This window comes from Desulfosoma profundi, assembly GCF_055387865.1.
Window position 1 is genome coordinate 2799493 of sequence record NZ_AP042420.1, and the last position, 26016, is coordinate 2825508.

Sequence of the window (26016 nt, forward strand, 5' to 3'; positions counted from 1 at the left end):
TGTTCTTAAACGTCCCGGATAAAGCCGATCCAGCCTGACTGAGTGATCCTATGGGTAGCGACGCGGACTTGACCTTTGACAAGCCTTCGCAGATGGCCCCATTGGTGGTGGATGCCGTGAGCCCGAAGGGCTCTCTGGGATCAGGCCCCCGTGCCTCCCCAAACATCGCCCACGTATGTTTTTTTGTAGGGGCAGGCCCCCGTGCCTGCCCGAATGTTTTCCACCCCCGTCCATTCTGTGGCGGGCCCCCGTGCCTGCCCGCATAGTGCCCATCCCCGTCCATTGTCGGGTCGGCCCCCGCGCCTGCCCAAATATCGCCCAGGTGTATTTATTGTAGGGGCAGGCCCCCGTGCCTGCCCGAATGTCACCCACCCCCGTCCATTCTGGGGCCGGTTCCCCGCGCTTGCCCAAAGATCGCCCATGTGTGTTTTTTTGTAGGGGCAGGCCCCCGTGCCTGCCCGATCTGCTGGCCCGCCCCCGCCCGGTATGTGTGATCACGACCCTACGGGGCATTACCCAAGGGGCCGCCCCTCCGACGGCAACCACCCCTTGATGGACTGTGGCACAACGACAACCCTATATCCGTCGAACAAGAGAACGCGCGCCGCCCTTCAAAAATCCGAATCGACCCGTCCGCCGAATGAAAAAATTATCGGAAATCCTGTAGGCAAAAGACTCGAAAAGACAAAATGAGAGCTTCGATAAGATAGTTCTACGGATAAACACACTCTCACGGATCGACGCTTATCCCAAGCGAGATCCACGCAACAGTTGTCATCCGACGGACCATCCCCAGGGTCGCTATGATCCCGGCCGCGGCCTTGATGCCATGGACCACACGGATTCAGGGCAAACAACGGGGCCTGCCGCTACTGCTGCTGTCCAGCGGCGGGCCGGCCTGGGGCATCGGTGCAAAACCAGGACCCTCGCGCCATACGGCCACAGGCCTCACGCCGCCGCCGTCAATCGCCGAAGCGAAAACACCCCTTCAACACCCGCGGCCCGGTGAGCCCGTCGCTCCCTTTTGTGGATGCACTCCGAAAAGCGTTCATAGGCGTCCAGCACAAACGTTCTCGACCCCAAAACCAGGCTGTCCGTAAAGCACCGAACCTTGTGCCCCCAAAGGCTCACGGGTTCCTCGGCGTCCTTTCGGATCCGCCCCTGGTCGCGGCCCTTGGAATCCAACCGGCCGCCTTGGCCCACTTCGTAGACCATGGCGCAATACTGGCGCACATCCTGGATGTCCATACCGTCCCAGCTCAGAAAGTCCACCTTTCCCGCCAGCCGGAAAGAGAGGCTGTTCCAGGGGTATTCTTCGGGGCGATCCACCACGCGCGCCCGCACAGGATTGAGTTCGATGTACGCGAGACACTGGGCCAGGGCCAAGCCCCCTTCCAGAAGCACGCTCTTGAAACGGTCGCCCCAGAAGTAGCCCTTTCGCTGGTTTCTTCGGTTGTACCACCGGGAAAAATCCAGTTTCACCGAGCGGACGAATTCCGACAGGTCGCAGAGCTTTTCCCGGAGGACGGTGAGGTCTTTCGATCGCACCACCTCCGGGTCCAGTCCGTAATGGGCACTGACCCGCTCCACAATCTCCGCGTCGGTCACCTCCATGGAGCTTCGGGTCTTCACCACCAGGTGAAAGTGATTGCTCATGAGGCAAAAGCCGAGGATTTCCACAAAGTAGAGCCGACTGGAGCTTTGGATGATCTGAAGCAGCTTCTCTTTTTCCACATCCCCCAGGGAAAACTCCCCACCCACGGTGCGGGACACCACGTGGTAGTACGCGGGCTCCCCCCGAGCCTTCATGCGCCTGGTGCGTGCCATGGCCGTCGCCCCCATTCGACGTGGTCTATCCTTGTCTCATCTGATCCCTCACCCGGATGCTGTGTCCTTCTTTCACATCCGCATACCACATAAGGCGCAAGAGTGAAAGTATTATTTACCTGTCCCCAATATATCTACGGGTTGTTGGGTATGCATGGACTTTCTCATGTGTGCAACAGATTGCACTCGCCATAGGAAATCGCATGCACACTCGCCGGAGACTGGCCCCGAAGCCTTTTGCCGTAGAAGCAAAAAGCACGGAATATCGATGAGATACAAAACTTCCATGAGCCGTCTCTATTGGTTTAGATCTTGCAAGAAGCCCAACAGCAGGGATCCTAGATCCTTGGGGCGAGCCCGGAAGGGGAATGGTCGCAAAGCGTAAGCCCGAAGGTTTCGCAGTTTACCGGCGAACCGCTGTATGGCAGGGATGCCCGTGAAAGGTGCCTTTCCCGGCCGCCGGCGGTGACAACAGACGATGGGAAGACGAGAGGTATGAAGGCATGAAAAAGAACTGGGTTTCTGTGTGGTGGTATGGGAGAGCGGATCCTGCGGCGGACCATGGCGGCGAACTTCGCCTCACCGGGGTCATGGAAACGAAAACTAGGATACGGGAGTGAACACATGAAAAAGACAGGACTATTCTTGCTCTTATGTGCCGTGTTTCTTGGCGTGGGCCAAGCACAGGCCCAGCCCCTCTTCAATGACTGGTATTTCAATCCGAACGGTACGGGTTTCGCCTCAGCTGTTGAGATTGACGAGTACTTAGATCTGACGGGGATCACCTATGTGGAAAATACGCTGGATGATCCCACCGATCCCACGAGTTCGGGAACTTTCACGGATCATGCCACCTTTTATTCGCAAGGCCATGACGGTACTCCGTGGGGACCCACGTACAATCAAATTACGGCGCTGTTTGACGCCACGGGAACATTTACCGATCTGACGAGTGGAAGTTTCCAATTCGATCCCGGGGGAACTTTGCTGATCTATTCCGATCCCACCTATAATTATGGAACGACGGCGGGGATCTACGGGGCCAACGACGGGACGTTGATTGGCACATGGACGGTGGTCTCCGGCGGAGGGCAGTTGGAAGATGCCGTACCCAACGGAGATATCACCGTCTTTTTCGTGGCGACGTCTCTGACCCCAGGGTATTGGTTTACGCCGGCGGGTGTGGACATGTCCACTTTGGTCGCCCCGATGATTGCCATCTCCTTGGCCACCACCAACGCCAGCCTTACGGCGCCGAATGCAACCGTGCCGGGAGAATTTGGACAGTGGTTCGATCCGGATCCCCCGTCGGCCAACAATGTGCCCACCCAACTGTGGTTGAGCACCAATGGGCAGTATCGTGTCGGCGTTGTGCCCGAGCCGGCGACCATGATCCTCATGGGGACAGGCTTGGCCGGCTTGGCCGGGTTTGCCAAACGCAGAAAGGAGAAGAAATAACCCTCTTTTCGGCGAAGGGCCTGATGCATCCAGGCACGCCGAAAAAGGCATGAGCGGTCGCAGGGGACATCCCCTGCACCGCTTTTTTTGTCAGGCAAACAAGCCAGCCGTCATCCCCCGAGCAAGATCCCCTAGAAACCGCGATACTCTGCGCGGCCCCACATTTTCATCTCATAAAAGAGACGACGCACAGCGGTGTAACCGGCCAGCTTTTGGAGCTTCCGCAGCAGGATAAAAGACCGCCATAGAGGCTGACGCAGCCTGAGAAACCTGATGAGCGCGGCCACGGTTCGAAGGATCACAGGAGGGGTCTTTTCGTCCTCATCGTACATGAAATAGTTGGTCTTTTGCATCGCCTGCCGTTTCGTCAAATACTTGATGGTGGGGACATCGACGGCATAGGCGTCGGGCAGATGCACCGGAAAAAGAAAGTTTCGCGTCTCGACGGCTAACCGCGGAAAACGTTGTCTGACCTCTTCGGCAAGAGGGGCGCCGCTGTAGAGGCGCATGCCGACGGCCACGTTGATCAGATCCCATGGCGAGGCCGCCTGCTCCATGGTCTCGAAAGTCTCGCGGATCGTGTCTGGCGTTTCGCCAGGGGCACCCAGAAGGAGATACCACGTGATCGGAATACCCGCCTCATGAAGGAGTTTCCCGGTTCTGAGGATATCTTGTTTCCGATAATTTTTCCCGAGAGCCTCCAGCATGCGGTCGCACCCCGATTCGGCGCCCACATCCACCTCGCTGAAACCGGCTCTTTTCATGAGTTCGACCAACTCTTCATCCACGGCGCCGGGATTCAACCCCATGGTGCGCACCTGAAGGTTCAAGCCGCGGGCGATCAAGGCCCGCAGAACGTCCTTGGCATGAGATAAGGGAATGTTGAAGGTGCTGTCGGTGAACTCCACGGCGTGAATGCCGGTCTTCTCCACGAGCCAAGCAATCTCTTTGGCGACCCTGTCGGGGCTCTTGAGGCGATATTGATGCCCTTCGATCCGATTATAGGTGCAATAGACACACCTGAGGGGGCATCCCCTTTTGGTTTGCACCTGCAAAGGGGAATTGTACCGGCGGTAAAGATGGAGATCCACATATCGGCTGGGGTCGATCATCGGCAGGCTGTTGAGGTCGCGCACCCGAGCGGGGAGATTGTGAACGATGGTTCCCCCGGGTGATCGATAGATCAGACCGGGTGTGTTTTGCACGGATTGCCCGGCCTGAAGACAGGCGAGAAAGCCGACCATGGCTTCTTCCCCATCTCCGGCGATGGCGAAAGGGACGCCAAAAAACTCGAGAATCTCCGGGCCGTTGATCCCCAATGCGGGACCGCCGAGAATCACGGGCCCGTCGAACACCTTTTGACAAGGCTCGATGACCTGACGCTTGGTCGACTCCAAGAGAAAGTGCGTATTGTACCCCACGGAGTTGTCGATGTTGCGCACGCTGATGCCCACGACATCCGGGCGATGCTCTCTCACCGCGTCGTGGACGGCTGCCGCGGGATGGGAGGCGAAGCACAAATCGAGCACACGCACCTCATGGCCCGCCTGTTCCACGGCGGCGGCGACACAGCACAGGCCGAAGGGGATCACGGGCCAGGGATGTTTGAAGGTGTTGGCGTTAATGAACAGGACTTTCATGTGGACTCCTTTCGCAACATTTCTGCTGAGTTCGGCCCGGGCCTCCAGGCCGGTCGGCGAAGAATCGGCTTTTTCGGCCCCCCGGTGCACAGCAGCAACGCGGGAAGAAAGAGGATATCCCCGGCCAATGCACTGAGCATGATCACGGCGCTTAAGAGCCCGAAGTGCACCGTGGGCACAAAATGGCTGGAGACCAGAACGCCGAAGCCGATCAAAAGAATCACGGAAGAGGAGACCATGGCCGGCCCTTTCCACAGAATGACGCGGGCCACGCACTCTCTGTGGGAAAGATTTGACGGGAGGTTGTCCGCGTAGGCGCTGAGAAAATGGATGGTGTTGTCCACGGCCATGCCGATGGCCACCGTGGCGATCAAGGCCGTGGCCGTATTGAGCGCGATGCCCAGGAAACCCATGATGCCGAAGTTGAGAGCCATGGGAAACACGTTGGGCACAAGACTCAGAAGCCCCAGTTTCCAGGACCGCAAGGCGGTGATCATGACGGCCCAAATGACGAGGACCGCCAGCGCCAGGCTGTGCACCTGTCCCGTGACTAAAGCGTCAATGGTGTTGACGTCCTGGACGGCCCGGCCGGTGACCCGCACGGTGATGCCTTCCGGCGCGGACGACTTGGCAAAATCCTTGACACGATCGAGGATTTGCGCCTGAAGGCGCGAGCGGTGTTCAGAAAGGCGGAAGGCTACACGGGCGTCCTTGTACGAATCGGTGACAAAATCTTTCAAGTCGTCGGCATCGTAGAGCAAAAGGTATTGGGCCACGAGACTGCGGCTCTCAGGGAGGCGGTACTCGGCAGGATCTTCCCCGTGGAACGCCCGGTTCATGTCTTTTAAAAAATCCACAAGGGATACGGACGTGTCCACACCCTCCAGAGCTTTTCCATGCTCTTGGAGCGCTTCCAGGTAGCGGAGCATATCGGGCTCCACGAAAGCATCCGCTTTTTCGGCGCTCACCGCCACGTCGAAGGCACTCACCCCGGCCAGGTTCCGCTCCACGAAGTCCAAGGAGCGCCGCAAGGGATCGGAAGGTTTGAAATAATCGATCAGGCTCGTTTCTACGCGGATTCTTTGGGCCAAAAGTCCACTGCCGAGGATGAGAACAACACAGCAGGCGGTGACGGCCTGCGGATGGTTCACCACCAACCGGCGGGTTCCCTCGAGGACCGTGGTCAGGGCCCGTTGTTCTTCGGGCCGGCCGTAAAGCTCTTCCGGAGGCCAGAGGAGGATCAGCGGCGGAAGCAGCCCAAAGGCGAAAAAGAACTCAAAAACCATTCCCATGGATCCTGTCCATGCAAAATCGCGGATGGGCGGAATGGGGCTGACCGCAAGGGACAAGAACCCCACGAAGGTCGTCAAGGTGGTGAGAAAAGACGGACGGATCACTCGGGACAGGACGGCGGTCAGGGCTCGGCGCCCGTCGTTTCCCACGGAGTGAAGCACCGACGCATGCATGTGAGCAAAAATATGGACGGTGTCGGACAGGGACAGCGCCATGACCAGCGGCGGAACAATCACCGTCACGTTGTTCAGCGTGATGCCGGCGATGCGGAAGAATCCCATGGAGGCGGCCAAGCAGACGGAGATATTGACGAGGGCCAAAAGGGTGAGGCGGAATCTCCGGAAAATCCACTGAACGGTGACTCCGATGAGTAGATACGTGATGGGAATGAAGCGAAACACGTCGTCTTTCATGTACCGGCTCAAGGCGACGTTGATCACGGTCCATCCGGCCAGATGAAAGGTGGTGCCGTCCCGGCGGTACGGTGCGAGAATTTTTTCCGTCTCGGCCAGCACCCGACGGCGAAGGTCGGGATCTTCAGGGCGGTCCGAAACAAAGACGACGATGGCCGTGGTGGTTCCGTCTCGAGAAAGGATCTGGCCCACGTAAAGCGGGGTGGAAAGGGCGCGGGAGCGCAGTTCTTGAAGCGCTTCAGGGGTTTCCGGGATATCCTGAAGGAACGGGCGCACTTCGAAAACCGCGTCCCCACCTCTCGTGTCGTTCACATTGGCCAAGCTCAAGACGTCGCGTACGCCTTCCAGGCCCGCCAGCTTTTGCGTCAGATCCTTGATGAGGAGCAGGCTTTCCATGCTGAAAAGATCCGGCTTTTGAAAGGCGATGACGAAGAATTCGTCATTGCCGAAAATTTTTTTGAACTGCTCGTAAAAACGAGTGTCCGGGTGATCTTCCAGGGTAAAGTAATCCACATTGTTGACGGTGCGGACAAAGGGCGCGAAGGCCCCGAAGCCGAGGCCGACTAGGAGAGTCACCGCCAAGGTGAGGCGGGGCCGACGCGTGACCCGTTCCGGGAGCTTATCCAACCATCCCATGATCCACCGCATGGAAGCCCATCATCCTTATCCGGCAGCCGTGATCTCTTGTGGGCGCCCATGGCCCCGATGCGTCAATGAGGTGAGGACTGCCGTTTGGGAATTAGAAATCGTAACGAACCGTCACGTACGCCTGATCGTTGTGGCTGTAAGTTCCAAGAAAGGTATCGGACGGACCGGCGAAAAGGTTGAGCCCGGTCGTGATGGAAAGGGGTGCGAAACGACGGTACGTCACCGAAGGATTCCAAAGGCTTCCCCCGTCGGTCAGCAGGACGAGGCCGCGCAGGCGCGCTTCCAGGTCGCCTCGAAGGAAATCCTTTCGAATTTCCCCATTCACCGAGAGGTTGTGGCGTTTGAAGTAGAGAACCGAATCGTCATAGTCCAAGAGCACCTGGTGGCCCAGTTGCAGGTTAGCGTACCAGTCGTTGGCCCAGGTTCGGTCGATGCCCACCACGCTGAAGAGGACGCGCTGGGTGACGGAAGTGAGATCCGAGGTGAGAAAGACCGCGTGGGAAGTCAAGGCCGTTTCCCCCCGGAAGCCGTAGTTTCCCAATACCGTTTCCCATTCGACGCCCACCGTGTGGGTTCTGTGGTAGCCGATGGCCACGTCCCCAGGGACAAACATCCCCTGGGAGGCGACGTGGAGGATGTCGTCCGGATCGAAGGAACCGTCCGTGCGAATGCCTTTGACGGGAAAACTCTTGATCAAGGGCATGGGGTTCCAGCCGTAAAGATAACTTGCGGCCATATCCCAGCCGCCCGCGGTGAATCCCGTGCGCAACCCCCACTGTGCATTCCGGAAGGTGCGGGACGGTTCGGTTCTGTCCGTACCCACCGACGCGGCGGCTTCGCGGAGCGGCAGCGGCAGCGGTGCCTCTTTGAGGACCTCCCGGGTGTGGCGAAAGACGGCCCAGTCGGTGCCGAAGACGTCGATTTCGAGCGGCTCGAAAAACGGAATGGCGACGGCTTCCAATGAAAAAGGCTGCCGGAAAAAGCGGACGAGGGCCATCCAGTTGGGAATTTTCTGCTCTTCCAGGGTGGGGACGACAAACTGCCTGAGATCCTGCGGATTGAGGTTGTCCACGGGACTCAACTGGTCCGTTTTCCCCCAGCGGACGATTTGCCTTCCGAGCCGGAATTCCCAGGGACCCTGTGATCCTTGGAAATAGGTTTCGTACAAAGAGAAATCGTCATCGTTCCAGTCCCGATTCGGGCCGAACCAGAGGAAGTCCGATTCTCCCGACACGAGAAGATGGCTTTTTTCCAAAGGCGCCGTCAGGGGGAGCTTGGTTTCCAGCCGAATACGGTTTCGAAAGCTTTGGGTGTGTTCGAAAGGATCCTCCCGCGCAAGATCCGATCCTCCGGTCGCTTCCACGAATCCGCGAATACGAAACTTCTCGCGCCCCCCTTTGTCTTCCCTTTGGGGAGCATTTCCCTCTGCGAAAAGGTGAACCACCGGGCCGACCGCGTCACGGACCGCCTCGGGGGCTTTTTCAACCGTTGAGGTCTCGGGGTGGTGAGGATTCTGCGCCATGGCCGATCCCCCGGTCGGTTGGACCGGCGGCGCTGCCTCCGGGCGTTCCGGAGCGACGGTGTCGGCGCCGCCCGCCGGGTGTCCATAAGAGTCCCGAGGCGCGGGATCGGTCGTGGGGGCGCGGTGGTCCCTGATGGACACGTGAAGCCCGTCGCTGCTGGAGGGATCGCCGAGGAGCCCGGGATCTGACTTCGAAGCGATGTCCGGAACTTCCGCACCGCCTTGGAGCATGGCTTTGCCGGGGAGCATCGGGGCGGTTCCCAAAACCTCGGATTGAACCACAAGTGAGACTGTGGACGCGTGCCTTTCCACACGGTACCTGGCCGATGCCCCCCTTTTCACGAAAAAGGTGTAGCGCACATGACGGGGGTGGCGGGTAATGGTGATTTTTTCGATGCGGGGATCCAAAGATACCGGAATGACGGCGTCGGCCGCGGCCGGCGGCCCGCTGGGAAACTCAAGGTCCACGGCGAAACGCCGAGGCGCTTCCAAAAAGAACGTTCGAATCGCCGAAGGACCCTCCATCGTGTGCACTTCCAGGCGGGTTTCGTCCATGGAAACGTGCAGCGCGTGTGGAAAAGCCCCGACGCCCTGCGCCGGACCGGCCGAAGCGAAAAAGATCAGAAGACCGAGGATCAAGGCCCCGTTGTGCGCCGGCAAAGCCTCCCTGAACTTTCGCCGTTGCAACACACTGGAAGGTAAGGAGACTTCGCGGCTCACCGGGGGCTCCTCTACCATGTTTCCAGAGCGCGGACCGTGAAGGCGTTGTCGTCAAGTCCGGTGTTGTACGTGACGTTCAAGGTCTTGAGCACGGTGCGATGGCCGTCTTGAAGATTTTGCATGACGACCTCCATTTCGGTCCAAATGCCTTGAACTTGCTTGAGGCTTCGAACTTCATAAGTTTTCACGTGTTTTCCCTGCTTGTCGAAGTACTCGATGCGAACGGGGACCGAGGATTCTTTGGCCACCCAGGTCTGCACCCTGCCGTACTGGGAAGGTGGGCTGTCCAGGGGGATGGATTCCAGCACCCAGCAGGGAATGTCCCCATGGGTTTCTTCACCAAGCACCCGGTGGCGGGAAGCGTCCACAGCCCGCCGTTCCAGGTCTTCGTAAGTGAAGTCCGAATTGACAAAACTCTGGGATTTTTGGGCCGCCGCAATGCGCCGGCTGCGTCTGAGTGCGGGAAGATAGAGGAACTGTTCCGTATCGCCGGGTTGATGTTCCACGACGAGAAAACCTGTGCCTTCAATGTCCGCAGGGGAGAGAAAGCGAATGAGGCTCTTTCGTGCCATGCCGTCGGTCCGAACCAGAGCCCGAAAACGGCGCACCCTTTCGTGACCGCCGGAACCGATGAGCACCATTTCCGCTTCCGTGGTGGCGTCGCGCCCCACGGGGCGATCGAAAATCCGTTGCGCGATCTCTCTTCCATCGGGCAGGTCCGCCCTGCAGGGCCAAGGCACCGAAAGGATGGCCATCAGAAGCCAGAGGGCGGCCGAAAGGCGCCGGTCCGGTTTATTGTCGCTGTGCCTTTCTGGGAGAGACCTTGCCATGCCCGTCACCCCTTTCCGTTCAAAGCGTGCACGATTCAGCCCTGGGAAAGCGGCTCCGGCCGATTTTCCTTTTTCAGAAGGACGGGGGGACGCCTCAGCGTCGGCTGTTGGATGGCGGCACCCCAGCCCAGGCGGAACAGGAGCACGTGGGCCGAATTCAAGAAATCCACATGGGGAAAGAGCGCCTGGTAATCGGCAAAAACCCGTTCCAGAAGCCGCCGATGCCGTGGTTCAAACTGAACATATCCATGGCGTTGAACGCGGGTCCAGAAAAGCGTGATGGCGGCCATGGGCTGCAGGGAAAGATTCCATGCCGTGGCGGTGAGCCAGAGGCGTTGTAAGGCCCGGCCCCCTTGGAAAAAGTGGGCGGGAGTTGTTCCTGAAACGGTGAGGAGCGCCGAGGCGGCAGCGTGACGAACCCCTCGGGCCGCGTGAGCAGCCACTACACGGGACACTGCAAGCCGGTTCAAAACGTTCATGACCCACCACGGGCGGGTGAGGCGAAGGAAGATTTCTCCGGCACGCCCGGCTTCTAAATTTTTCAACGGGAAGCCGTCTCGGGTCGCCACAGCTTCTTCCGTTCGATAGCGAATCATGCGGTGAAGATGCTCATGAAGACGTCGATCCTCCTGGCGGATTCGGTCGGCTTGGAAGACGATTCGACTCAACGTCCTGATTCCCGCCCGGTCCACGACCCAATGGAGGTCGGCTTCGGGAAAATCGTCCAGGGAGGCTTCCAGAGCGCGGCGAATCACGGGGGAAAGAGGCGCCCGGTCATAGGGTTTGCGGTTCGTGCAGCGTTTCCACAAGACCTCCACCAGGGGATCTTCGGTAACGGACGATCTTTCGAAGCGGAGCCGGGCGCAGAAAAGGGGATCCTGGGGATCGGGAAAAGGTTGCACGTGGAGGGAAAGCCCGAGACCGGAGGCGGCGATGCGGATATTTTCGGCGGCGGCCCCTGCGGAAATCACCGAAGCGATTTGATCCACATTGAAAAAGGATCGGTCCCGGTCCGGATCGACGAAGATGTCGATCGTGTCGTCGGTTGCCGAAAAAGCCCACGGTTGCGCGTTGTCTCCCGAAGGCGCTTGCACGGCGGCATCCAAGAGGTAGCCGACGATGGGTTCGCTGAGGATGGGCCCCGAAGGCGACGGGGAGGGAGGCTTGTGGGCTCGGGGCCGGCAGTCGAACCGGGGGACGAAGAACGGCGGTTGGGGGCATAAAAGCCGGCGGACGAAAGATCGAACCCGCCTTGCCCCTTTTGGCGAATCGCCGTCCGCTTCAGCGGCGCCGGGGGCGCTGTCGGGCTTGACGGAATCGGCCGATCTATTGGAAAGCGCGCCGTGGGCTCCTGCACCCTCGTCCAGAAAGATGTGTTTGACGAATGCGGTCTTCAGGCGTTGGAGAGGGTTTCGGTTCCCTGCGCGCAAGCGTCCTCGTCGCAGCGTCCACGTGTAGGGGTCGATCTGGACGTAATGGGGGACGGGACGCACAGGACCTCGGCCCAAAAGAATCTTGAGGGTTTCCGTGGCCGCTGCGGCAGCGCACAGCATGCAGGCTGAAGCCATGGACGGACCGGTTTTTTCACGAAAACTCACCCGATTCGGGTCCATGTACCGGATATGGGTCGGGCGAGGCGCCAACCCCATGGCAAACCGCAACAGTCGATCTTCCTCGGGGAGGCCTTCCAAGATGTGGAAATACTCGTCAAAATCCATGCCCTCATGGGGCGAAAAGACCAGCACGGCGGCGCTGAATCCCATGGGACCGGCGGTGACCACGTGGAGGCCCCGTTGTCGAGCCGTGGTGAAAAGAAGCCGGCGCATGGAAAAATTAAAAAAATCCAAGCCGTCTAAAACCACGTCGGCGCCCGAAAGAAAAGCATCGAGGTTCGATTCGGTCAGTCCTTCGGGAAAGCTGCAGATTTTAAGGAACGGATTGACGGCCACGGCGTGTTCCACCATGACATCCAGCTTGGGGCGCCCGAAAGTGTGGACCGTCGCGCCCACCTGACGGTTGACGTTCACCGGTTCGAAAACATCGTAGTCGGCCAGATGAAAACTTCCCACCCCCATGCGCGTCAGGGTCATGAGGTGAAGTCCGCCCACACCGCCCAACCCGGCGATGGCCACACATGACCGATGAAGCAGCGCCTGTTCCGTGGATGTCACCAAACCGAGATTACGGCAGAAAGCCTGGCTGAAATACGCGGCGTGATCGTCTGGCGTGGTTGGATTCATGAGGTCATGACCCTCGGCCGTCAGTGATTCATGAGATCCTGTAGAACCGTGGATATCTCAAAGGTTGCCGGACCATGGGAAAGACGGGAACTGGACGATCCCCGAGAATCCCGGAGATCTCAGAGACATCCTTCATAGGCACAAGCCGCGCCGGGATTGTGTGGACGACACCTACCAAAAGATCACGTTCCAATTGAAGCGAAAAGCAGCACAATCCTAATGCAGGAAAACTACCATGGCAAGGGGGAAAGGCTTCACGGGATCAATGAAGGCGTAAGGATTTCCACGGGCAGAGACCAGAGATGCTGATTTTCTGGCTGACGTTGAGTCCTTCGAGGGCCAAGGGTTCCTTCGCGAGAAAGTCTTGGATCTGGGTTCGGGAAAGAGGTTGCGGCGGCGGAGAGAGGCAGCGCTGCACCCGTGACCAACCCGTGGCGGTTTCCCATGATTCCGTAAGGAAATGATAGACGGACTGATCCGACCCGACGTGACGAAGAAGAGCTTGAATCCGGTCGGGGAAAGTGACGAGATCGGCGCGCAGGGCCACCGCCGGCGCGTTCACTAAAGGATAAGGGCGCGTAGGCCCCAGATCTTCGAAAAGAAACATGGAACGGTAAAAGTCGGCATGGCGGGGGTTCACCATGATACAAAAATCGGTCACGGATTCTTTCAACGCCACCCCGTAAGCGGCCCGGACGAGCAGCATGAAGAGACTCTGAAGGCAATGGCTCCGGCGCACGGCCAAAGCGCTCAGTTCCGCAAGGCGGCAGCCCTGACGCCGCAATGCGTCCAATTCACGACCATAGAGCTTGTCCATGGGAAGACCGTAAAGGTCCGTATCCAGCACATGGGTGAGGGTACCGATGGTGGCGTCGCCGTCTTTGAGCACAAGGGTCAGGGATGTGGGCAACAGGTGGTGTAGGCGGTAGATCATGCCCGAGGGGGTCGGACGGGCAAGATAACCCTGCCGAAGGTACTCATCGTGGACCAAGGAAAACGCCGCCTGGCGTTCTTCCACTGTCTCGGCCCATTTGAGAATCAGGCGTTGCTGCCATGTCGGATCCAGCACAAGATATCGTCCCCGCCTCAGGTAGGCCAGGTGGCGTTCCGCCAGGGCTTTTGACGCCATGGACCCTCCCATGATCGTTTCCAGTGCCGCGGCATTTCATAGGGGCGTGCTGCTCCGCTCCATCACTCCTTGCCGCCCCCCGAGATTTTTCACGCCGACGCGCAGGTGTTCCTACGCGGTCTCACCGTCCTTAGGGTACAAAAGGCCTCGGTGTCAATGAAAGAATTGTCTTCAAGTGGTATTCTCTTGATGGGTCGTCCGCCGAGAATGCGGAGGCGCTCCACGTGTCCGTGACTCACGGATTCTCTGGGTCACTGGGGAGGCTGGCAACCGGGGGCGGAGTGTCCATGAGCGAAAAGTAGTGGGTGGTGAGGAAATCTTTTTGCACCGAAGAAAGGTTTTCCCACAACTGCGGGGAGAGGTCCAAGAAATGACGGGCAATTTGCGCTTTTCGGCCGTTCATGAAGGGAACGGGGGGTTCGGCGTCGGTGCGGGGTTCAGGGACATCGAGAGGCGTTTTTTCGGGATCTTGGGGCAGAAAGCCGGTCATGCGGTGAAAGTACACGTAAAGATTGCAGTCCAAATCGTTGGCGTCGTAAACTTCTTTCAAACGGTCGGCGATATGATGCATATCGACCCGCAACGCTACAGCCGGAGCGTCCACGCGGGGATAGTGCCGTTCGGGCCCGAAGTCTTCAAAAAGAAGAATATCCTTGTAGAAGCGGACGTGCTTGGGGTTGACGGCGATGCACAGGTCATCGACGCCGCGGTACACCGAATATTGGTACATCACTTGGGCAAGGAGCATGAAGAGGTTGCGCCACCGCAGCTTGGGTGGAGTGACCAGCGCGGAAAGTTCCACTACGCGCCGGCCTTCACCCCGCAGCGTGTCCAATTCCGGTTTATAGATCACGTCCATGGGAAGACCGAAAGCTTCGGTGTCGAAAATCTCTGTCAGTGTGGAAATCACCGTAAGATAGGATTTTGCGACGAAGATCACCGTTTCGGGCAGCAGGGAATAGACGCTGTAGAGCATCCCGTGGGGCTGAGGGGCCTTGAGATAGCCCATGCGAAGGTACGTGTCGTGCACAAGGCGGAACGATTGTTCGTATTCGTCTTGGGTTTCGGCGATCTTGATGGCCTGCGGTCAATATCTTCCAGTCTCAGGTCCAGCAGGTTGGATCTTTTGATGCGGATGGTGCGCCGTCGCTCTAAACCGTTCGACCCATGATGCATACCCAGAGCTCCTCTGAAGGCGTGACGGAGGAATCGGCAGGAGTGCTGGCGGACCGTAATGTCCCTCTCCTGTTTTGGCCTTACGAGCCCGCGTGGGTTCTCGCCTTTTTCAGCAAAGCCTCCGCTTTTTCCTGTTCCGGAAAAGGCGATCCCGTCTCAAGGGTTTTTTCCAATTCCATACGCGCTCGCGCCATATCGCCCTTTTCTGCCAGGGCCACTGCCAGGTGGTAACGGATGCTGGGGTGATCCGGCATTTTGTGCAGAGCAATTTCGAACTGCGCGATGGCGCTGGCATAGGCTTTCTTATGGACAAAGATCCACCCCAAGGTATCCGCCACGGCCGGGTCGTCCGGCATTTTTTCCTTGGCCATTTGGGCCAAGGTCAGCGCCCGGTCGATGTTGCCGCCCGTTTCAACCAAAAGCCACGCCAGGTTGTTGGCCGCGGGCGCGAAATCGGGCTTTTGTTCCAAAATCTTTTCGTAATATCGGGCGGCGGAGTCGTTTCGTCCCCTCACATGGTGAATGATGGCAAGGTTCATGAGCGCCGGGAGGTAGTCCTTTTGCCTTTCGAGAAGCACTTCATAACGCTTTTCGGCATCATCGAGCCGCCCAAGACGTTTGTAGATTTCACCCAGCATCATGTAAGGAACGGGCCACTCGGGGACCTTTTCAATGGCGGCGGCGAGGGCCTTCTCCGCTCCCTGAAGATCCTTTTTCTTCAGCAGCACCTGCCCCTCGAGCATTCGAAGAAAAGCTTCCAGCCCTTTTTCCATATCGCCCTGGGAGCGTCGACCGTGGATAAAGGAAAGGGCTTCGTCGGGTTTGTCCTCCGAAAGATACGTCAAGACGATACCGCGAAGGGCCGTCGTGGACCGAGGGGCCCGTTCCAGAGCCGCTTCATAGTGGCCGCGGGCTTCCTGGTACCGTTTTTCCGCAAACAACACATTGGCCGCGCTCACGTACCCATCGGCCCGGTCAGGGAAAAGTCGCTGGACTTCCAGAAAGACCTTTTCGGCTTCATCCATGAGATTCTGGGCGACCAGAGTCCTGCCGAGCAAAAGGCGGGCCCGCATGTCCCGCGGCTGCTTGTTTGCCACGTCTCGGCACAAAGTTTCCGCTTCGTTCGCCTTGCCTTCCTTCAGCAAAAGCTCCGCTTTGACCATCTTTGCCAGAAAGTGTTCCGGGTTGAGTTTCAGAGCTTCTTCGAGGGATTCCTTGCCTTGTTGCTCATGACCCGTCTGGATCCGACCCAGCGCGCGGTAGTAATGGGCATCGGCCAAGTTGGGGTGGTCTTTCACGAGCCCGTCCAAAACGTTCAGGGCCTGTTGTGCCTGTTGTTCCTTTAAAAGGATACGGGCTTCCAAAAGCCGAGCCATGGGATCGCCTTTGGCTTTGGTTTGGATGGTTTTCAAGAGGGCGCGAGCCTCGTCAAAGGCGTTGCGTTCATAAAGGACAGCGGCTTGAGCGCGCAAAGGCCGAAGGTCTTCCGGGTGGAGTTGAGACGCCTTGCGCAGGAGATCCATGGCCTGGTCGGGGTTCCCTTTGATCAGATACAGGGAACTCAGCTCCAGGTACGGTTCGATGCTCTCCGGCATGGCCGAAAGGGTATCTGTCAAGGTCTTTTCTGCTTCGTCCACTTCCCCTCGGCTGAGATAAAACCGAGCAAGAGCGATCCGAAATTGGGGATTTTCAGGAGCTTTACCCACGGCTTTCTGGAGCTCTTGTTCGGCTTTGGCAAATTCCCTTTGGGTCACGTAAAACTGAGCTGTGGCTAAGTTGTGCAGGGGCTCCATGGGGAACTTTTCCTGGATGGATTTCAGAGTCTGTTCGGCTTTGGAGGGATCCCGCAGCGCGGCATAGAGCTGCGCCAAGGCGTAGAGAGGCTGTGGGGAATCGGGCAGAATTTCGGCGGCATCACGAAGCGCCTTTTCCCCTTCCGACAGGCGTCCCTGGGACAGGAGGCATTGCGCTCGAAGAAGCCATGCATCCAGCCGCTTAGGGTCCATTGTGATGGCCCGTTCCAGGTCTTGAAGGGCTTCTTCAAAACGTTTGTCCCCAGCCAAGGCGCTGCCGCGAAGGACGAGAGCGTCCAGATCGTCCGGTTGATTTTCCAGGGCCTTTTCTGCGGCTTCCCGAGCCCTTTCGATCTGGTTCGCCCGTAGATACAAAGAAGCCAGCCGCACGTGGGCCTTTACATGCCTCGGATCGAGCGCCACCGTTTGGCTGAAGGCTCCAAAGGCATTCCGAAGATCGTTTTGTTTCAGATGGATTTCACCCAAAAAGAAGTAAGCATCCGGGGATTTGGGGTTGGCCTGCAAAGCATTTTTGTACTCCAAAAGGGCTTCCGCCAATTTACCTTCTTCGGTGTAGACCTTTCCCCGTTCCATGTGTTTGGCGAATTTTTTTTCTGGGCTTTGGCATCCGAAGGTGAGAGTTATCGCGAACGATACACATAAAATCGTGAGCATGGAGCGGGTTCGAGTCAATGTCAGAGCGTGGATCATGGAAAGTGTCTCCTTGACAAAAGTCAGCGGCGAACGCCATTGGGCCGCTTCTTAAGGTTCATTTTTAAAGCGAAGCTTTCTGCCGGGGGAACACATGGACGGACGGCAACTGCAAGTGCACCCGATTCCGACCCGATTCGGAAAAAATATGCAGCCGCACCCCGTAATCACGCAACGGCAAAATGGCGTGATAAAAACGAAGAGCCGTCCGTTCGTCGCGGCCCGATGTTTTTTCCAGAAAACGACCATCCTCGGGCTCGATGTGCATTGTATCCATCTGCATCAGCCGGAATCCGTCGTGGCCCATAGTGATCCTGATCCATCCATCAGCGACGAAACAGCCCACCGTCACCGCGGAGGCATCGGTGGTCATTGCCGATTCCAACAGACCCAAAAGGCAGGCATCCATGGCCTGCCGAAAATCTACGGGGCGGATGGCTAAAAGAGGTAAGGCACCGTTTTCGATTTTGAACCGCAAGACGCCGAGCTTGCCTCCAAGGAAGGCACAAATCGTTTCCATGGCAGCAACCGACTGCTGAATCGCTTGTGTGGGATCCAAGGTGTAAAGGTAGCTTTCCGGCTGAAGCAGCAACGCTCCGTGCATAAGGCGAAGGCAATGGATGTATTGCTTGATTTTGGAAGAAGCTCCTTGAAGTTCGTCACAGAGTTCCGCAGCGCGCTGCCCAAGGGAAGTCCATGGTGTTTCCGGGGAACTTTTACTGATCCGGGTTTCCGAAAGAGCCTTGCGGAGGCGCAAACCCTGCAACTCCAGAGTGGCGCTCAGCGTGTTCAAAACATTTTGAGTGGGTTCTGAGCTCACACGGAGCAATCCGCCCATCCAGGTTTCTCCATGAAATGTCAGGAGGGTTTTTTCCAAAAGGCGCGCATCGGGCGGGGTTTGGACGGCGGTGCCGCGGATTTGTTCCAAGAGGCGGCTGCAGGCATCCGACACCCACTCCAGCGGCAGATCCATAGAGAGGACATCATCAAGGGCGATGCCGCACCGAATCCCCCCTTCCTCACAAGACTTCGCCCAGCGCACGCGTCCCCTCACGGGTTGAGTCGATGGAACTTGAGGAAAGTCCACGACCACGGGCTCATTTTCCGAAAGGGTCTCCAACTCGGGAACACGGGCCCTCACACCGAACCGGTGCAGGTCCTCCACAATGCCGGAGTAGGCCCACCGTTCGTCCCCGGCCTTCAACGTCCCGTCCAGCCAAACCGGAACACGACATTCCCGTCGGCGTTCCCCCCTCACTGTGAGTCCCTGCACGTCCCTCCCCCTGTATGTCATTGAGTCATTGAGTCATTGAGTCATTGAGTCATTGAGTCATTGAGTCATTGAGTCATTGAGTCATTGAGTCATTGAGTCATTGAGTCATTGAGTCATTGAGTCATTGAGTCATTGAGTCATTGAGTCATTGAGTCATTGAGTCATTGAGTCATTGAGTCATTGAGTCATTGAGTCATTGAGTCATTGAGTCATTGAGTCATTGAGTCATTGAGTCATTGAGTCATTGAGTCATTGAGTCATTGAGTCATTGAGTCATTGAGTCATTGAGTCATTGAGTCATTGAGTCATTGAGTCATTGAGTCATTGAGTCATTGAGTCATTGAGTCATTGAGTCATTGAGTCATTGAGTCATTGAGTCATTGAGTCATTGAGTCATTGAGTCATTGAGTCATTGAGTCATTGAGTCATTGAGTCATTGAGTCATTGAGTCATTGAGTCATTGAGTCATTGAGTCATTGAGTCATTGAGTCATTGAGTCATTGAGTCATTGAGTCATTGAGTGGATTGGTCACCCGCTGCGCTTTTCCAGCGGCTTCTCCCCCAGTGCGTTGAAAACACTCTCCCATTATGAAGGGGGGCACCCTCACAGGGAATCCTTTCGACGTCGTTCGATCGCGGCTTTCTCTGGATCCATCAAATCAACAGTGTTCAAGCAAAAAAGGTACCGGAACGGCGACAAATCCTCGGACTCACAACTCGTGAAATGGGAAAAAAATCGCAAGTGTCTTAATCCCTTAGGATTCCTTCGAACTTTTTCATGGCGCCGTGCGCGGACCTTCGGGCCCTGGTCTCGAAAAGGCAATGGGCGCGGATGGTCGTAGAGGGCTCGAAGTGTGCATCGGGTTGCATAGAAACTGCGCAAGAAACTGCACAGGGCGGAATCCGTTTGCATCCCTAGGGCAGAGTCGCCTAGGTGGAGTAGGCGGGGGGGTGAGTGGCCGGGGGATGTGTGCACTCCATTGCATATTCTCGGCAAGAAAATGGCACAATTCGGGCGGAATCGACGTGGGACTGATGACAATGAGGATATAATATGCTGAATTTACGTGAAGAAAAGGCGGTGAGGGTCATCTGGCATGCGTTGTGCTTGAGGAATCGGGGACGTGAGGATTCGTGTCCCGTGGACCGAACAGGAGATGTCACAGGCAAGGCGCATGGCACATACCGTGCTCATCACTTCGACAAATCTGGATTACGGCCGGTTCCTGCAAAGCCTAGTGGATCAAATGGGTGTGTCGGGCCGACTGGTTTCTCCCGGGGCTTTGACCGGCGCCTTTCTCGAAACCGAGCGCCCCGCATTGGTGGTTCTAGAGACCCAAGGGTCGGTACCGACCTCCCTCTTGGAGTGGTCCGCATTCGATGGGTTTCCCCTGGCGGTGGTCAGCGAGAATCGCCAAATTCTTTCGGATCTTTCCAAGACCAATGGGCGCAACACTTGGTGTTTCCTGAAACCCTTGGAGACGGAAGGGTTTGTGCGGCGCATCGGCGTTTTTTTTCAAGAAGCCGGCCTTACGGCGGAGGACGGGGCGTTGTGGCAAGGCCCTTATCTCATAGGCATCGGGGAAGCGATGCGAACGGTGCGGGCGACGCTCCTCCGGGTAAGCCGAACCGATTTGGGTGTCCTCATCCGCGGTGAAACGGGGACGGGCAAAGGAGTGGCCGCACTCGCCATCCACAACAATTCCCCTCGGCGCCATGGCCCGTTTGTGGAAGTCAATTGCTCGGCCATTCCAACGACCCTTTTGGAAAGCGAGCTCTTTGGGTATCGAAAAGGGGCGTTTACAGGGGCTTTTGGGGATAAACGAGGAAAATTTGATATGGCTCACGGCGGAAGCCTTTTCCTCGATGAAATTTCGGAAATGAGCGTTCCTATGCAGGCGAAGCTTCTTCAAGTCCTTCAGGAACGGGAATATGCCCCTTTAGGAGCCCTGGAAAACGTGCGCTCCGATGTGCGCATCCTGTCAGCTTCCAACGCCCCGTTGGAAGACATGATCGATCGGGGTCGTTTCCGAATGGATCTGTATTTTCGCCTCAAGGTGGTGCAAATTGACCTTCCGGCTTTGCGCGATCGACGGGAAGACGTGGGTCCGTTACGGGAGCATTTTCTGAACAAATACAGCGCGCTTTACGGATGCCCCACTCCAAAGCTATCCTCGGAATTGCGCCGACTTATGAGCCTTTATGAATGGCCGGGAAACGTGCGGGAATTGGAAAATTACGTGAAAAGCATCGTGGCCCTCGGGAGCGAGGACGAGATTCTAAGGGACCTTCAAGAAAAGGTGCAGAGGCAGGCCACAAACCAGGAGGACCCGGAAGCGTTCCATCCCGAGGAAATTCTGGAGGACATTCGCCGCACCTGTTTCAAGGACGTGGTGCGACGGATGGCCGACGACGTGGAACGATGCCTTATCTTGGAAGCATTGAAAGAAAGCCGGGGCAATAAGCGGAAGGCGGCGCAGCTTTTGGGGGTGAGCCCTCGCACGTTGTACAACAAGATGTGTGCCTTACAAATGCACAAAGCACCTTCCTATAAACCCACAGAGCCCGCAGAGGACGACCCACATGGTACAACTTCCTAAAGTCAACATCGAACCTTACGTGGATGCGCTGGCTCGGCGCAAATGGTGGCTTGGCGTCCCTGTGATCCTCTCTTTGATCTGTGCTGTCGTGTACGTCAAAATCGCCCCCAAGATCTACCAGGCCAACACCCTGATCCTCGTAGAACCGCAACGGATTCCCACCAGTTACGTGCAGCCGACGGTCACCGAGAGTGTTCAGAGCCGACTGAGGACCATTTCCCAGCAAGTCAACAGCCGAACAAATTTGGAACGCATTATCAAAGATTTCAATCTCTACCCCGAATCCCGCCTCCATGAGAGAAGTTTGGGAAAAATCCTCCGAGAGCGCATCTATGGGATTCTGGGCCGTCCGATTTCCGGTGAGGAAGAGGGCCCTAAGGTGCCCATGCTGGAGCTGGTGGAGGACTTGAGGAAAAAGATAGAAGTCAAAGTGCGGGGGGAAGGGAACGCCTTCGAGATCTCTTTCCAATGGAATGACGCGGAAACCGCGGCGGCGGTCGCCAACGCCATTGCCAGCCAGTTCATCGAGCAAAACCTGAAGGTTCGCGAAGAGATGGCCATGGGGACCACGGCTTTTTTGGATTCGGAAACCCAGAGACTTCGAAAGGAACTGGAACTTCGGGAACAAGCTCTGGAAAAGTTCAAAAAAGAAAACATGGGCATGCTCCCGGACCAGTTGCAGAGCAACCTCAATATTCTCAGCCAGCTTAAAGAAGAACTCACGGATATGGAAAAGCGCGTCGCCATGGAAAAACAGCAGGCGATGATGATTCAGTCCCAGAGCCAGTTGATGGCTCAAAGCGGGCCGGACCTCTCGTCCCTTACGGAAGGGGATGCCTCATTGAACTCGGGCGGCGGCGAAATCGACGAATTGCGCCAAAAGCTCCAGGAACTTTTGACCCGCTATACGGAGCGTCATCCCGATGTGGTGGCTGTCCAAAGACAAATCGCCAAGCTGGAAAGGGAAGCGGCCGAAGCCCAAAAAGAGGCGGGGAAGACCTCTGGAAAGTCAATGAATATGGGACTCTCCTTCGGCCAGGACATGGTGGCCATGCAGGTCGAACAAATCAACGCCCGGGTTGCCGACTACGAAAAAAAGATTGACGCCTTGAAGGAACAGATCGCTCTTTACAAAGAGCGTGTGGAAAAAACGCCGCAGGTGGAACTGGAACTCACCAAATTGGTCCGTGACTATCAGACGGTCCAAGATCGCTACGCTCGTCTATTGGCAAAAAAACTGGACGCGCAAATGGCGGAAGAACTGGAAAGGCGGCAGAAAGGGGAACAATTCCGCGTCATCGATCCGGCCGTCCCGCCGGAGCAGCCCGTCAAGCCGGATGCGAAAAAGGTGTTGCTGTTGGCACTGGCTTTGGGCCTGGGGCTGGGGGGCGGGCTGGCGTACGTGCGGGAAGCCTTGGATCCTCGATTTTATTCTCAGGAAGAGGTGGAAGCTGTGACGCGGTGCAAGGTCCTGGTAAGCCTCCCCCTGATGAAGGAAAATGACGTCTCGGCCCGCAAGCGCTTTGCCTTTTTTAGGAAAAACAGAGCGGCGTGACCTCTGGTACGGTTTCGAAAAATGGCGCGGGTGAGGACTTTCCGGGCCGAGCAGACAGGAAACGCAGCCGGCGTGGGGACAGAAGAAAGGACCAAAGCACAGACATGAAGGTTCAGTCTCCATAAAGCCTTTAAGACTTTATGGTTCCCGACCGATCTTAATGATGCAAGAAGACGGACGGATTCCACATCCGACGTTTCGAGAATGGGCAAGAGCATGGGAAAAATCTACGAAGCTCTGGAACGAGCGAAGAAAAGCCGAACCGAGATTCCCGCAGCACCACCGCCCCCGGAGGAGCAAGTCCCTGAGATTGCCCCATCGGACCTTTTACCGCAAGGGTTCAGTCGAGAGCTGGTGGTTTTGGACAAGCCCGGATCCCAGGCCAGCGAAACCTTTCGGTATCTGCGATCCTTGGTCGTCCACCCGGCCGAAGGCGAACCTCCGCGCACCATCTTGATAACCAGTGCCCTCTCGGGGGAAGGCAAAACTTACGTCGCGTCCAACCTCGCCGTGGCCATCAGCCAAGGGCTGGATGAATATGTCCTTTTGGTGGACGCGGATCTGCGAGCGCCGAGGGTTCATCGTATCTTTGGCCTCACCAACGTAACCCATGGGCTGTCCACCCACCTGGACAAACAAGTCCCTTTGGAACAACTGCTTCGAAAGACAAGCCTTCCCAAGCTGACCATCCTTCCGGGAGGCAATTCCACCTATCGGCCCGCAGAACTTCTCACGTCGGAACGCATGCGCCGCCTCATTCGGGAGGTGCGGGACCGATACGCCGACCGCTTTGTTATCTTCGATTCCACACCCCTGGAATTGACGCCGGAAACCTTTGTGCTTGCCAATGAAGTGGACGCCATCATTTTCGTGGTCCGCCGGGGCGTGACACCGCGGCGTTCCGTCCAGGCGGCTCTGGAAAAAATCCGTCGCGACAAGCTCCTGGGGATGGTTTTTAACGGGGATGACGCCATCATGCAACGTTACCGCAAATATGGCTACGATAAGGGATATGCGTACGGGTCTCGGAAAAACACTGAGTGACAGCCGGGGCGGCCATGCTGAAATTCTTTCATACCTACTATCCCATTCGGAACCTCATGTTTTTCCTCGGGGAAGGCCTGCTCATCTTTACCGCCCTTTGGCTGGGTTTCAGCCTGCGCTATCCTGACGCGTACGCCACCCAGGATGTCGTCCGTCACAGCACGTGGGTGCGTGTCCTGGTGGTTACCGCCGTCGTTCAACTCAGCCTTTACTACCATGATCTCTACACCGTCTCGAAACCCCAACGCGTCCTCGATCTAGGCTTGAACCTCGTCCAGGCGACGGGGGTGGCGTGCATTATCTTGGCCGGCATCTACTTTGTCTATCCCCCCTTGATTCTGGAGCAGGGTGTCTTCTTTCTGGCCCTTTTTGTGCTGCTGCTTGTGTTGGTGTCGTGGCGGTTCGGCTACCAATACATGTGCCTTAAGGGTATCGGCTCGGAAAAAGTGTTTCTCATCGGCAGCGGCCGCCTTGCCGGCCTCATCGGCTCGGAAATCGCCAAAAACCTGGATTCGGGCTACAAGGTGGAAGCGATCTTGGATCGAGACGGTTCGGCCGATCTGGCGCAGAGGCTTCGCGTGGCCTTCATGGACGGTTACGAGGGCATGTGCGAATGGGCTTTGGAACGCAAGGTGTCCAAGATCATCGTCGCCTTGGATGAAAAACGCGGCAGATTTCCAGCCGAAGCACTCCTTCGGTGCCGTATGGCGGGCATTCCCATTTTTGACGGCGTCACTTTTTATGAGGCGTTAAGCGGGAAAATCTTGGTGGAAGGAACGCTCCCGAGCTGGCTCATTTATTCCGATGGGTTTCGCCGGCACTGGTGGACCCGAGTGGTCAAGCGCACCCTGGACATTACTTTTGCCGCCGTGGGGTTTGTCCTCTCGGCCCCGCTCATGGCTTTGGTCGCCCTGGCCGTCAAGGCGGATTCCCCGGGCCCGGTCTTCTACATCCAGACCCGGGTCGGGCAGAACGACAAGCCCTTCGGCATTGTCAAATTCCGCACCATGGTGCAGAATGCCGAGCAATTGAGCGGTCCTGTATGGGCCGGCGAAAAGGATCCCCGGATCACGCGGGTGGGTCGCGTGCTTCGCAAACTCCGACTGGATGAAGTGCCCCAGTTCTGGAACGTGCTGCGGGGGGACATGAGTTTTGTGGGGCCGCGGCCGGAACGTCCTGAGTTTGTCCATAACCTCAACAAACGCCTTCCATACTACGGAGTGCGCCACACGGTAAAACCGGGCATCACCGGCTGGGCTCAAGTGAATTACCCTTACGGAGCGTCCGAGGAAGACGCCCTGAGGAAACTGGAATACGACCTGTTTTACGTCAAAAACTTTTCCATTCTCATGGACCTCTACATCGTGCTCAAGACCGTGCAGATTGTGCTGTTTGGAAAGGGTGCACGGTAGAGCGTCGACCGTTGCGTCATGATTGGTTGCCGAGGGGTTGGCGAGATCGATGGAATCGAGTTGGGCGGAGCCTGTCCGCAGGAAGGCGAGACAAAGGGGGAGATGAAAGTCATGAAACGCCGAAGAGAGCTCCTTGGAGGGATGGTGCTGATCATGTGTGTGTGGCTTGTGGGAGCCGGGGAACTCCGGGCTCAAGACAAAGCCCACACCACGGGGATGAAAGCGGAGCAGGCGGGCACCTATCGCATCGGCAAGGGGGATGTGTTGGAAATCCACGTGTGGAAAGAACCGGTCCTGAGCCGCGAGACTTTTGTGCGTATGGACGGGATGATCTCCCTTCCTCTTCTGGACGATCTGCAGGCGGCGGGTCGCACGCCCATGGAAGTCAAGAAGGATATTCAGAAGCGCCTCTCCGAATTCATCGAACAGCCCGAAGTGACGGTCATCCTCAAGGCCGCCACCAGCCAAAAATTCTACATGATCGGGGAAATCGCCAAACCCGGGGAATATGAACTCACGACGGACATCACCGTTTTGCAGGCTTTCGCCATGGCCGGCGGCTTTACCGAATGGGCCGATAGGGAGAAGGTCATCATCCTGAGACGCGAGGGGGGGCAGGAAAGGCGCATCCCCGTAAATTACAAAGAAATCGTCAAAGGGAAAAATTCCGAGCAAAATATCCTCATCCAAGCCGGAGACACCGTGGTCGTTCCTTAGGCATTGGGCTGAGGC

General features: G+C 57.2%; 16 protein-coding genes. 6 read left to right on the top strand and 10 right to left on the bottom strand.

What is annotated here, in order from left to right; translation table 11 throughout:
* Positions 1–948: 948 nt before the first annotated feature.
* A complete protein-coding gene (locus tag ACZ5K9_RS12140; RefSeq protein ID WP_464271595.1) occupies positions 949–1827 on the bottom strand; it encodes a transposase in 879 nt (292 codons plus the stop codon).
* Between the two features lie 624 nt (positions 1828–2451).
* Between ACZ5K9_RS12140 and pepA the strand changes: the two genes are divergently transcribed.
* Positions 2452–3285 carry a flocculation-associated PEP-CTERM protein PepA gene (gene pepA, locus ACZ5K9_RS12145; protein WP_464271596.1) on the top strand — a complete coding sequence of 278 codons (834 nt, stop codon included), beginning with the start codon at positions 2452–2454 and terminating at the stop codon, positions 3283–3285.
* 131 nt (positions 3286–3416) lie between these two features.
* On the opposite strand, the gene ACZ5K9_RS12150 is transcribed toward pepA, so the two are convergent.
* The 9 genes from ACZ5K9_RS12150 to ACZ5K9_RS12190 form a co-directional block, all read right to left on the bottom strand.
* Positions 3417–4925, bottom strand: coding sequence for a B12-binding domain-containing radical SAM protein (locus tag ACZ5K9_RS12150; protein ID WP_464271597.1), 1509 nt, complete (start codon positions 4923–4925; stop codon positions 3417–3419).
* On the bottom strand, positions 4922–7279 hold the full coding sequence (locus tag ACZ5K9_RS12155) for an efflux RND transporter permease subunit (protein ID WP_464271598.1): 2358 nt from the start codon (positions 7277–7279) through the stop codon (positions 4922–4924). Before ACZ5K9_RS12155 ends, ACZ5K9_RS12150 begins: the two co-directional genes overlap by 4 nt.
* Before the next feature lie 91 nt (positions 7280–7370).
* Positions 7371–9521 (bottom strand): DUF1302 family protein, encoded by a 2151-nt coding sequence (locus ACZ5K9_RS12160; protein ID WP_464271599.1) that lies wholly within the window; start codon positions 9519–9521, stop codon positions 7371–7373.
* Between the two features lie 11 nt (positions 9522–9532).
* Positions 9533–10351: an outer membrane lipoprotein-sorting protein gene (locus ACZ5K9_RS12165; RefSeq protein ID WP_464271600.1), complete on the bottom strand. Its 819-nt coding sequence runs from the start codon at positions 10349–10351 to the stop codon at positions 9533–9535.
* A 35-nt stretch (positions 10352–10386) separates the two neighbouring features.
* Positions 10387–12591 (bottom strand): ThiF family adenylyltransferase, encoded by a 2205-nt coding sequence (locus tag ACZ5K9_RS12170; protein WP_464271601.1) that lies wholly within the window; start codon positions 12589–12591, stop codon positions 10387–10389.
* Positions 12592–12853: 262 nt separating this feature from the next.
* Entirely contained in the window at positions 12854–13720 is an 867-nt protein-coding gene (locus ACZ5K9_RS12175; protein ID WP_464271602.1) for an N-acyl amino acid synthase FeeM domain-containing protein, read from the bottom strand.
* Between the two features lie 235 nt (positions 13721–13955).
* A complete protein-coding gene (locus ACZ5K9_RS12180; RefSeq protein ID WP_464271603.1) occupies positions 13956–14750 on the bottom strand; it encodes an N-acyl amino acid synthase FeeM domain-containing protein in 795 nt (264 codons plus the stop codon).
* 226 nt (positions 14751–14976) lie between these two features.
* Positions 14977–17400, bottom strand: a complete 2424-nt coding sequence (locus tag ACZ5K9_RS12185; protein WP_464271604.1) for a tetratricopeptide repeat protein — start codon at positions 17398–17400, stop codon at positions 14977–14979.
* 64 nt (positions 17401–17464) lie between these two features.
* Complete coding sequence (locus tag ACZ5K9_RS12190) at positions 17465–18673, bottom strand: PilZ domain-containing protein (RefSeq protein WP_464271605.1); 1209 nt, start codon at positions 18671–18673, stop codon at positions 17465–17467.
* A gap of 1124 nt (positions 18674–19797) precedes the next feature.
* Here ACZ5K9_RS12190 and ACZ5K9_RS12195 point away from each other — a divergent pair.
* The 5 genes from ACZ5K9_RS12195 (at position 19798) to ACZ5K9_RS12215 (ending at position 26001) form a co-directional block, all read left to right on the top strand.
* Positions 19798–21273: a sigma-54 interaction domain-containing protein gene (locus tag ACZ5K9_RS12195; RefSeq protein WP_464271606.1), complete on the top strand. Its 1476-nt coding sequence runs from the start codon at positions 19798–19800 to the stop codon at positions 21271–21273.
* On the top strand, positions 21257–22828 hold the full coding sequence (locus tag ACZ5K9_RS12200) for a GNVR domain-containing protein (protein WP_464271607.1): 1572 nt from the start codon (positions 21257–21259) through the stop codon (positions 22826–22828). The genes ACZ5K9_RS12195 and ACZ5K9_RS12200 overlap by 17 nt, the downstream gene beginning before the upstream one ends.
* Positions 22829–23044: 216 nt before the next feature.
* Complete coding sequence (locus ACZ5K9_RS12205) at positions 23045–23872, top strand: polysaccharide biosynthesis tyrosine autokinase (RefSeq protein ID WP_464271608.1); 828 nt, start codon at positions 23045–23047, stop codon at positions 23870–23872.
* Positions 23873–23886: 14 nt separating this feature from the next.
* Complete coding sequence (locus tag ACZ5K9_RS12210) at positions 23887–25284, top strand: TIGR03013 family XrtA/PEP-CTERM system glycosyltransferase (RefSeq protein WP_464271609.1); 1398 nt, start codon at positions 23887–23889, stop codon at positions 25282–25284.
* A gap of 111 nt (positions 25285–25395) precedes the next feature.
* Positions 25396–26001 carry a polysaccharide biosynthesis/export family protein gene (locus ACZ5K9_RS12215; protein ID WP_464271610.1) on the top strand — a complete coding sequence of 202 codons (606 nt, stop codon included), beginning with the start codon at positions 25396–25398 and terminating at the stop codon, positions 25999–26001.
* The last annotated feature ends 15 nt before the right edge of the window (positions 26002–26016 follow it).

Excerpts from the sequence above, each read along its gene's own strand:
- ACZ5K9_RS12205 (WP_464271608.1), top strand. The coding sequence starts at position 23,045 with ATGGGAAAAATCTACGAAGCTCTGGAACGAGCGAAGAAAAGCCGAACC.
- ACZ5K9_RS12185 (WP_464271604.1), bottom strand. The coding sequence starts at position 17,400 with ATGATCCACGCTCTGACATTGACTCGAACCCGCTCCATGCTCACGATT.
- ACZ5K9_RS12140 (WP_464271595.1), bottom strand. The coding sequence starts at position 1,827 with ATGGCACGCACCAGGCGCATGAAGGCTCGGGGGGAGCCCGCGTACTAC.
- ACZ5K9_RS12210 (WP_464271609.1), top strand. The coding sequence starts at position 23,887 with ATGCTGAAATTCTTTCATACCTACTATCCCATTCGGAACCTCATGTTT.
- ACZ5K9_RS12150 (WP_464271597.1), bottom strand. The coding sequence starts at position 4,925 with ATGAAAGTCCTGTTCATTAACGCCAACACCTTCAAACATCCCTGGCCC.
- ACZ5K9_RS12165 (WP_464271600.1), bottom strand. The coding sequence starts at position 10,351 with ATGGCAAGGTCTCTCCCAGAAAGGCACAGCGACAATAAACCGGACCGG.
- ACZ5K9_RS12200 (WP_464271607.1), top strand. The coding sequence starts at position 21,257 with ATGGTACAACTTCCTAAAGTCAACATCGAACCTTACGTGGATGCGCTG.
- ACZ5K9_RS12155 (WP_464271598.1), bottom strand. The coding sequence starts at position 7,279 with ATGCGGTGGATCATGGGATGGTTGGATAAGCTCCCGGAACGGGTCACG.
- ACZ5K9_RS12215 (WP_464271610.1), top strand. The coding sequence starts at position 25,396 with ATGAAACGCCGAAGAGAGCTCCTTGGAGGGATGGTGCTGATCATGTGT.
- ACZ5K9_RS12170 (WP_464271601.1), bottom strand. The coding sequence starts at position 12,591 with ATGAATCCAACCACGCCAGACGATCACGCCGCGTATTTCAGCCAGGCT.
- pepA (WP_464271596.1), top strand. The coding sequence starts at position 2,452 with ATGAAAAAGACAGGACTATTCTTGCTCTTATGTGCCGTGTTTCTTGGC.
- ACZ5K9_RS12175 (WP_464271602.1), bottom strand. The coding sequence starts at position 13,720 with ATGGCGTCAAAAGCCCTGGCGGAACGCCACCTGGCCTACCTGAGGCGG.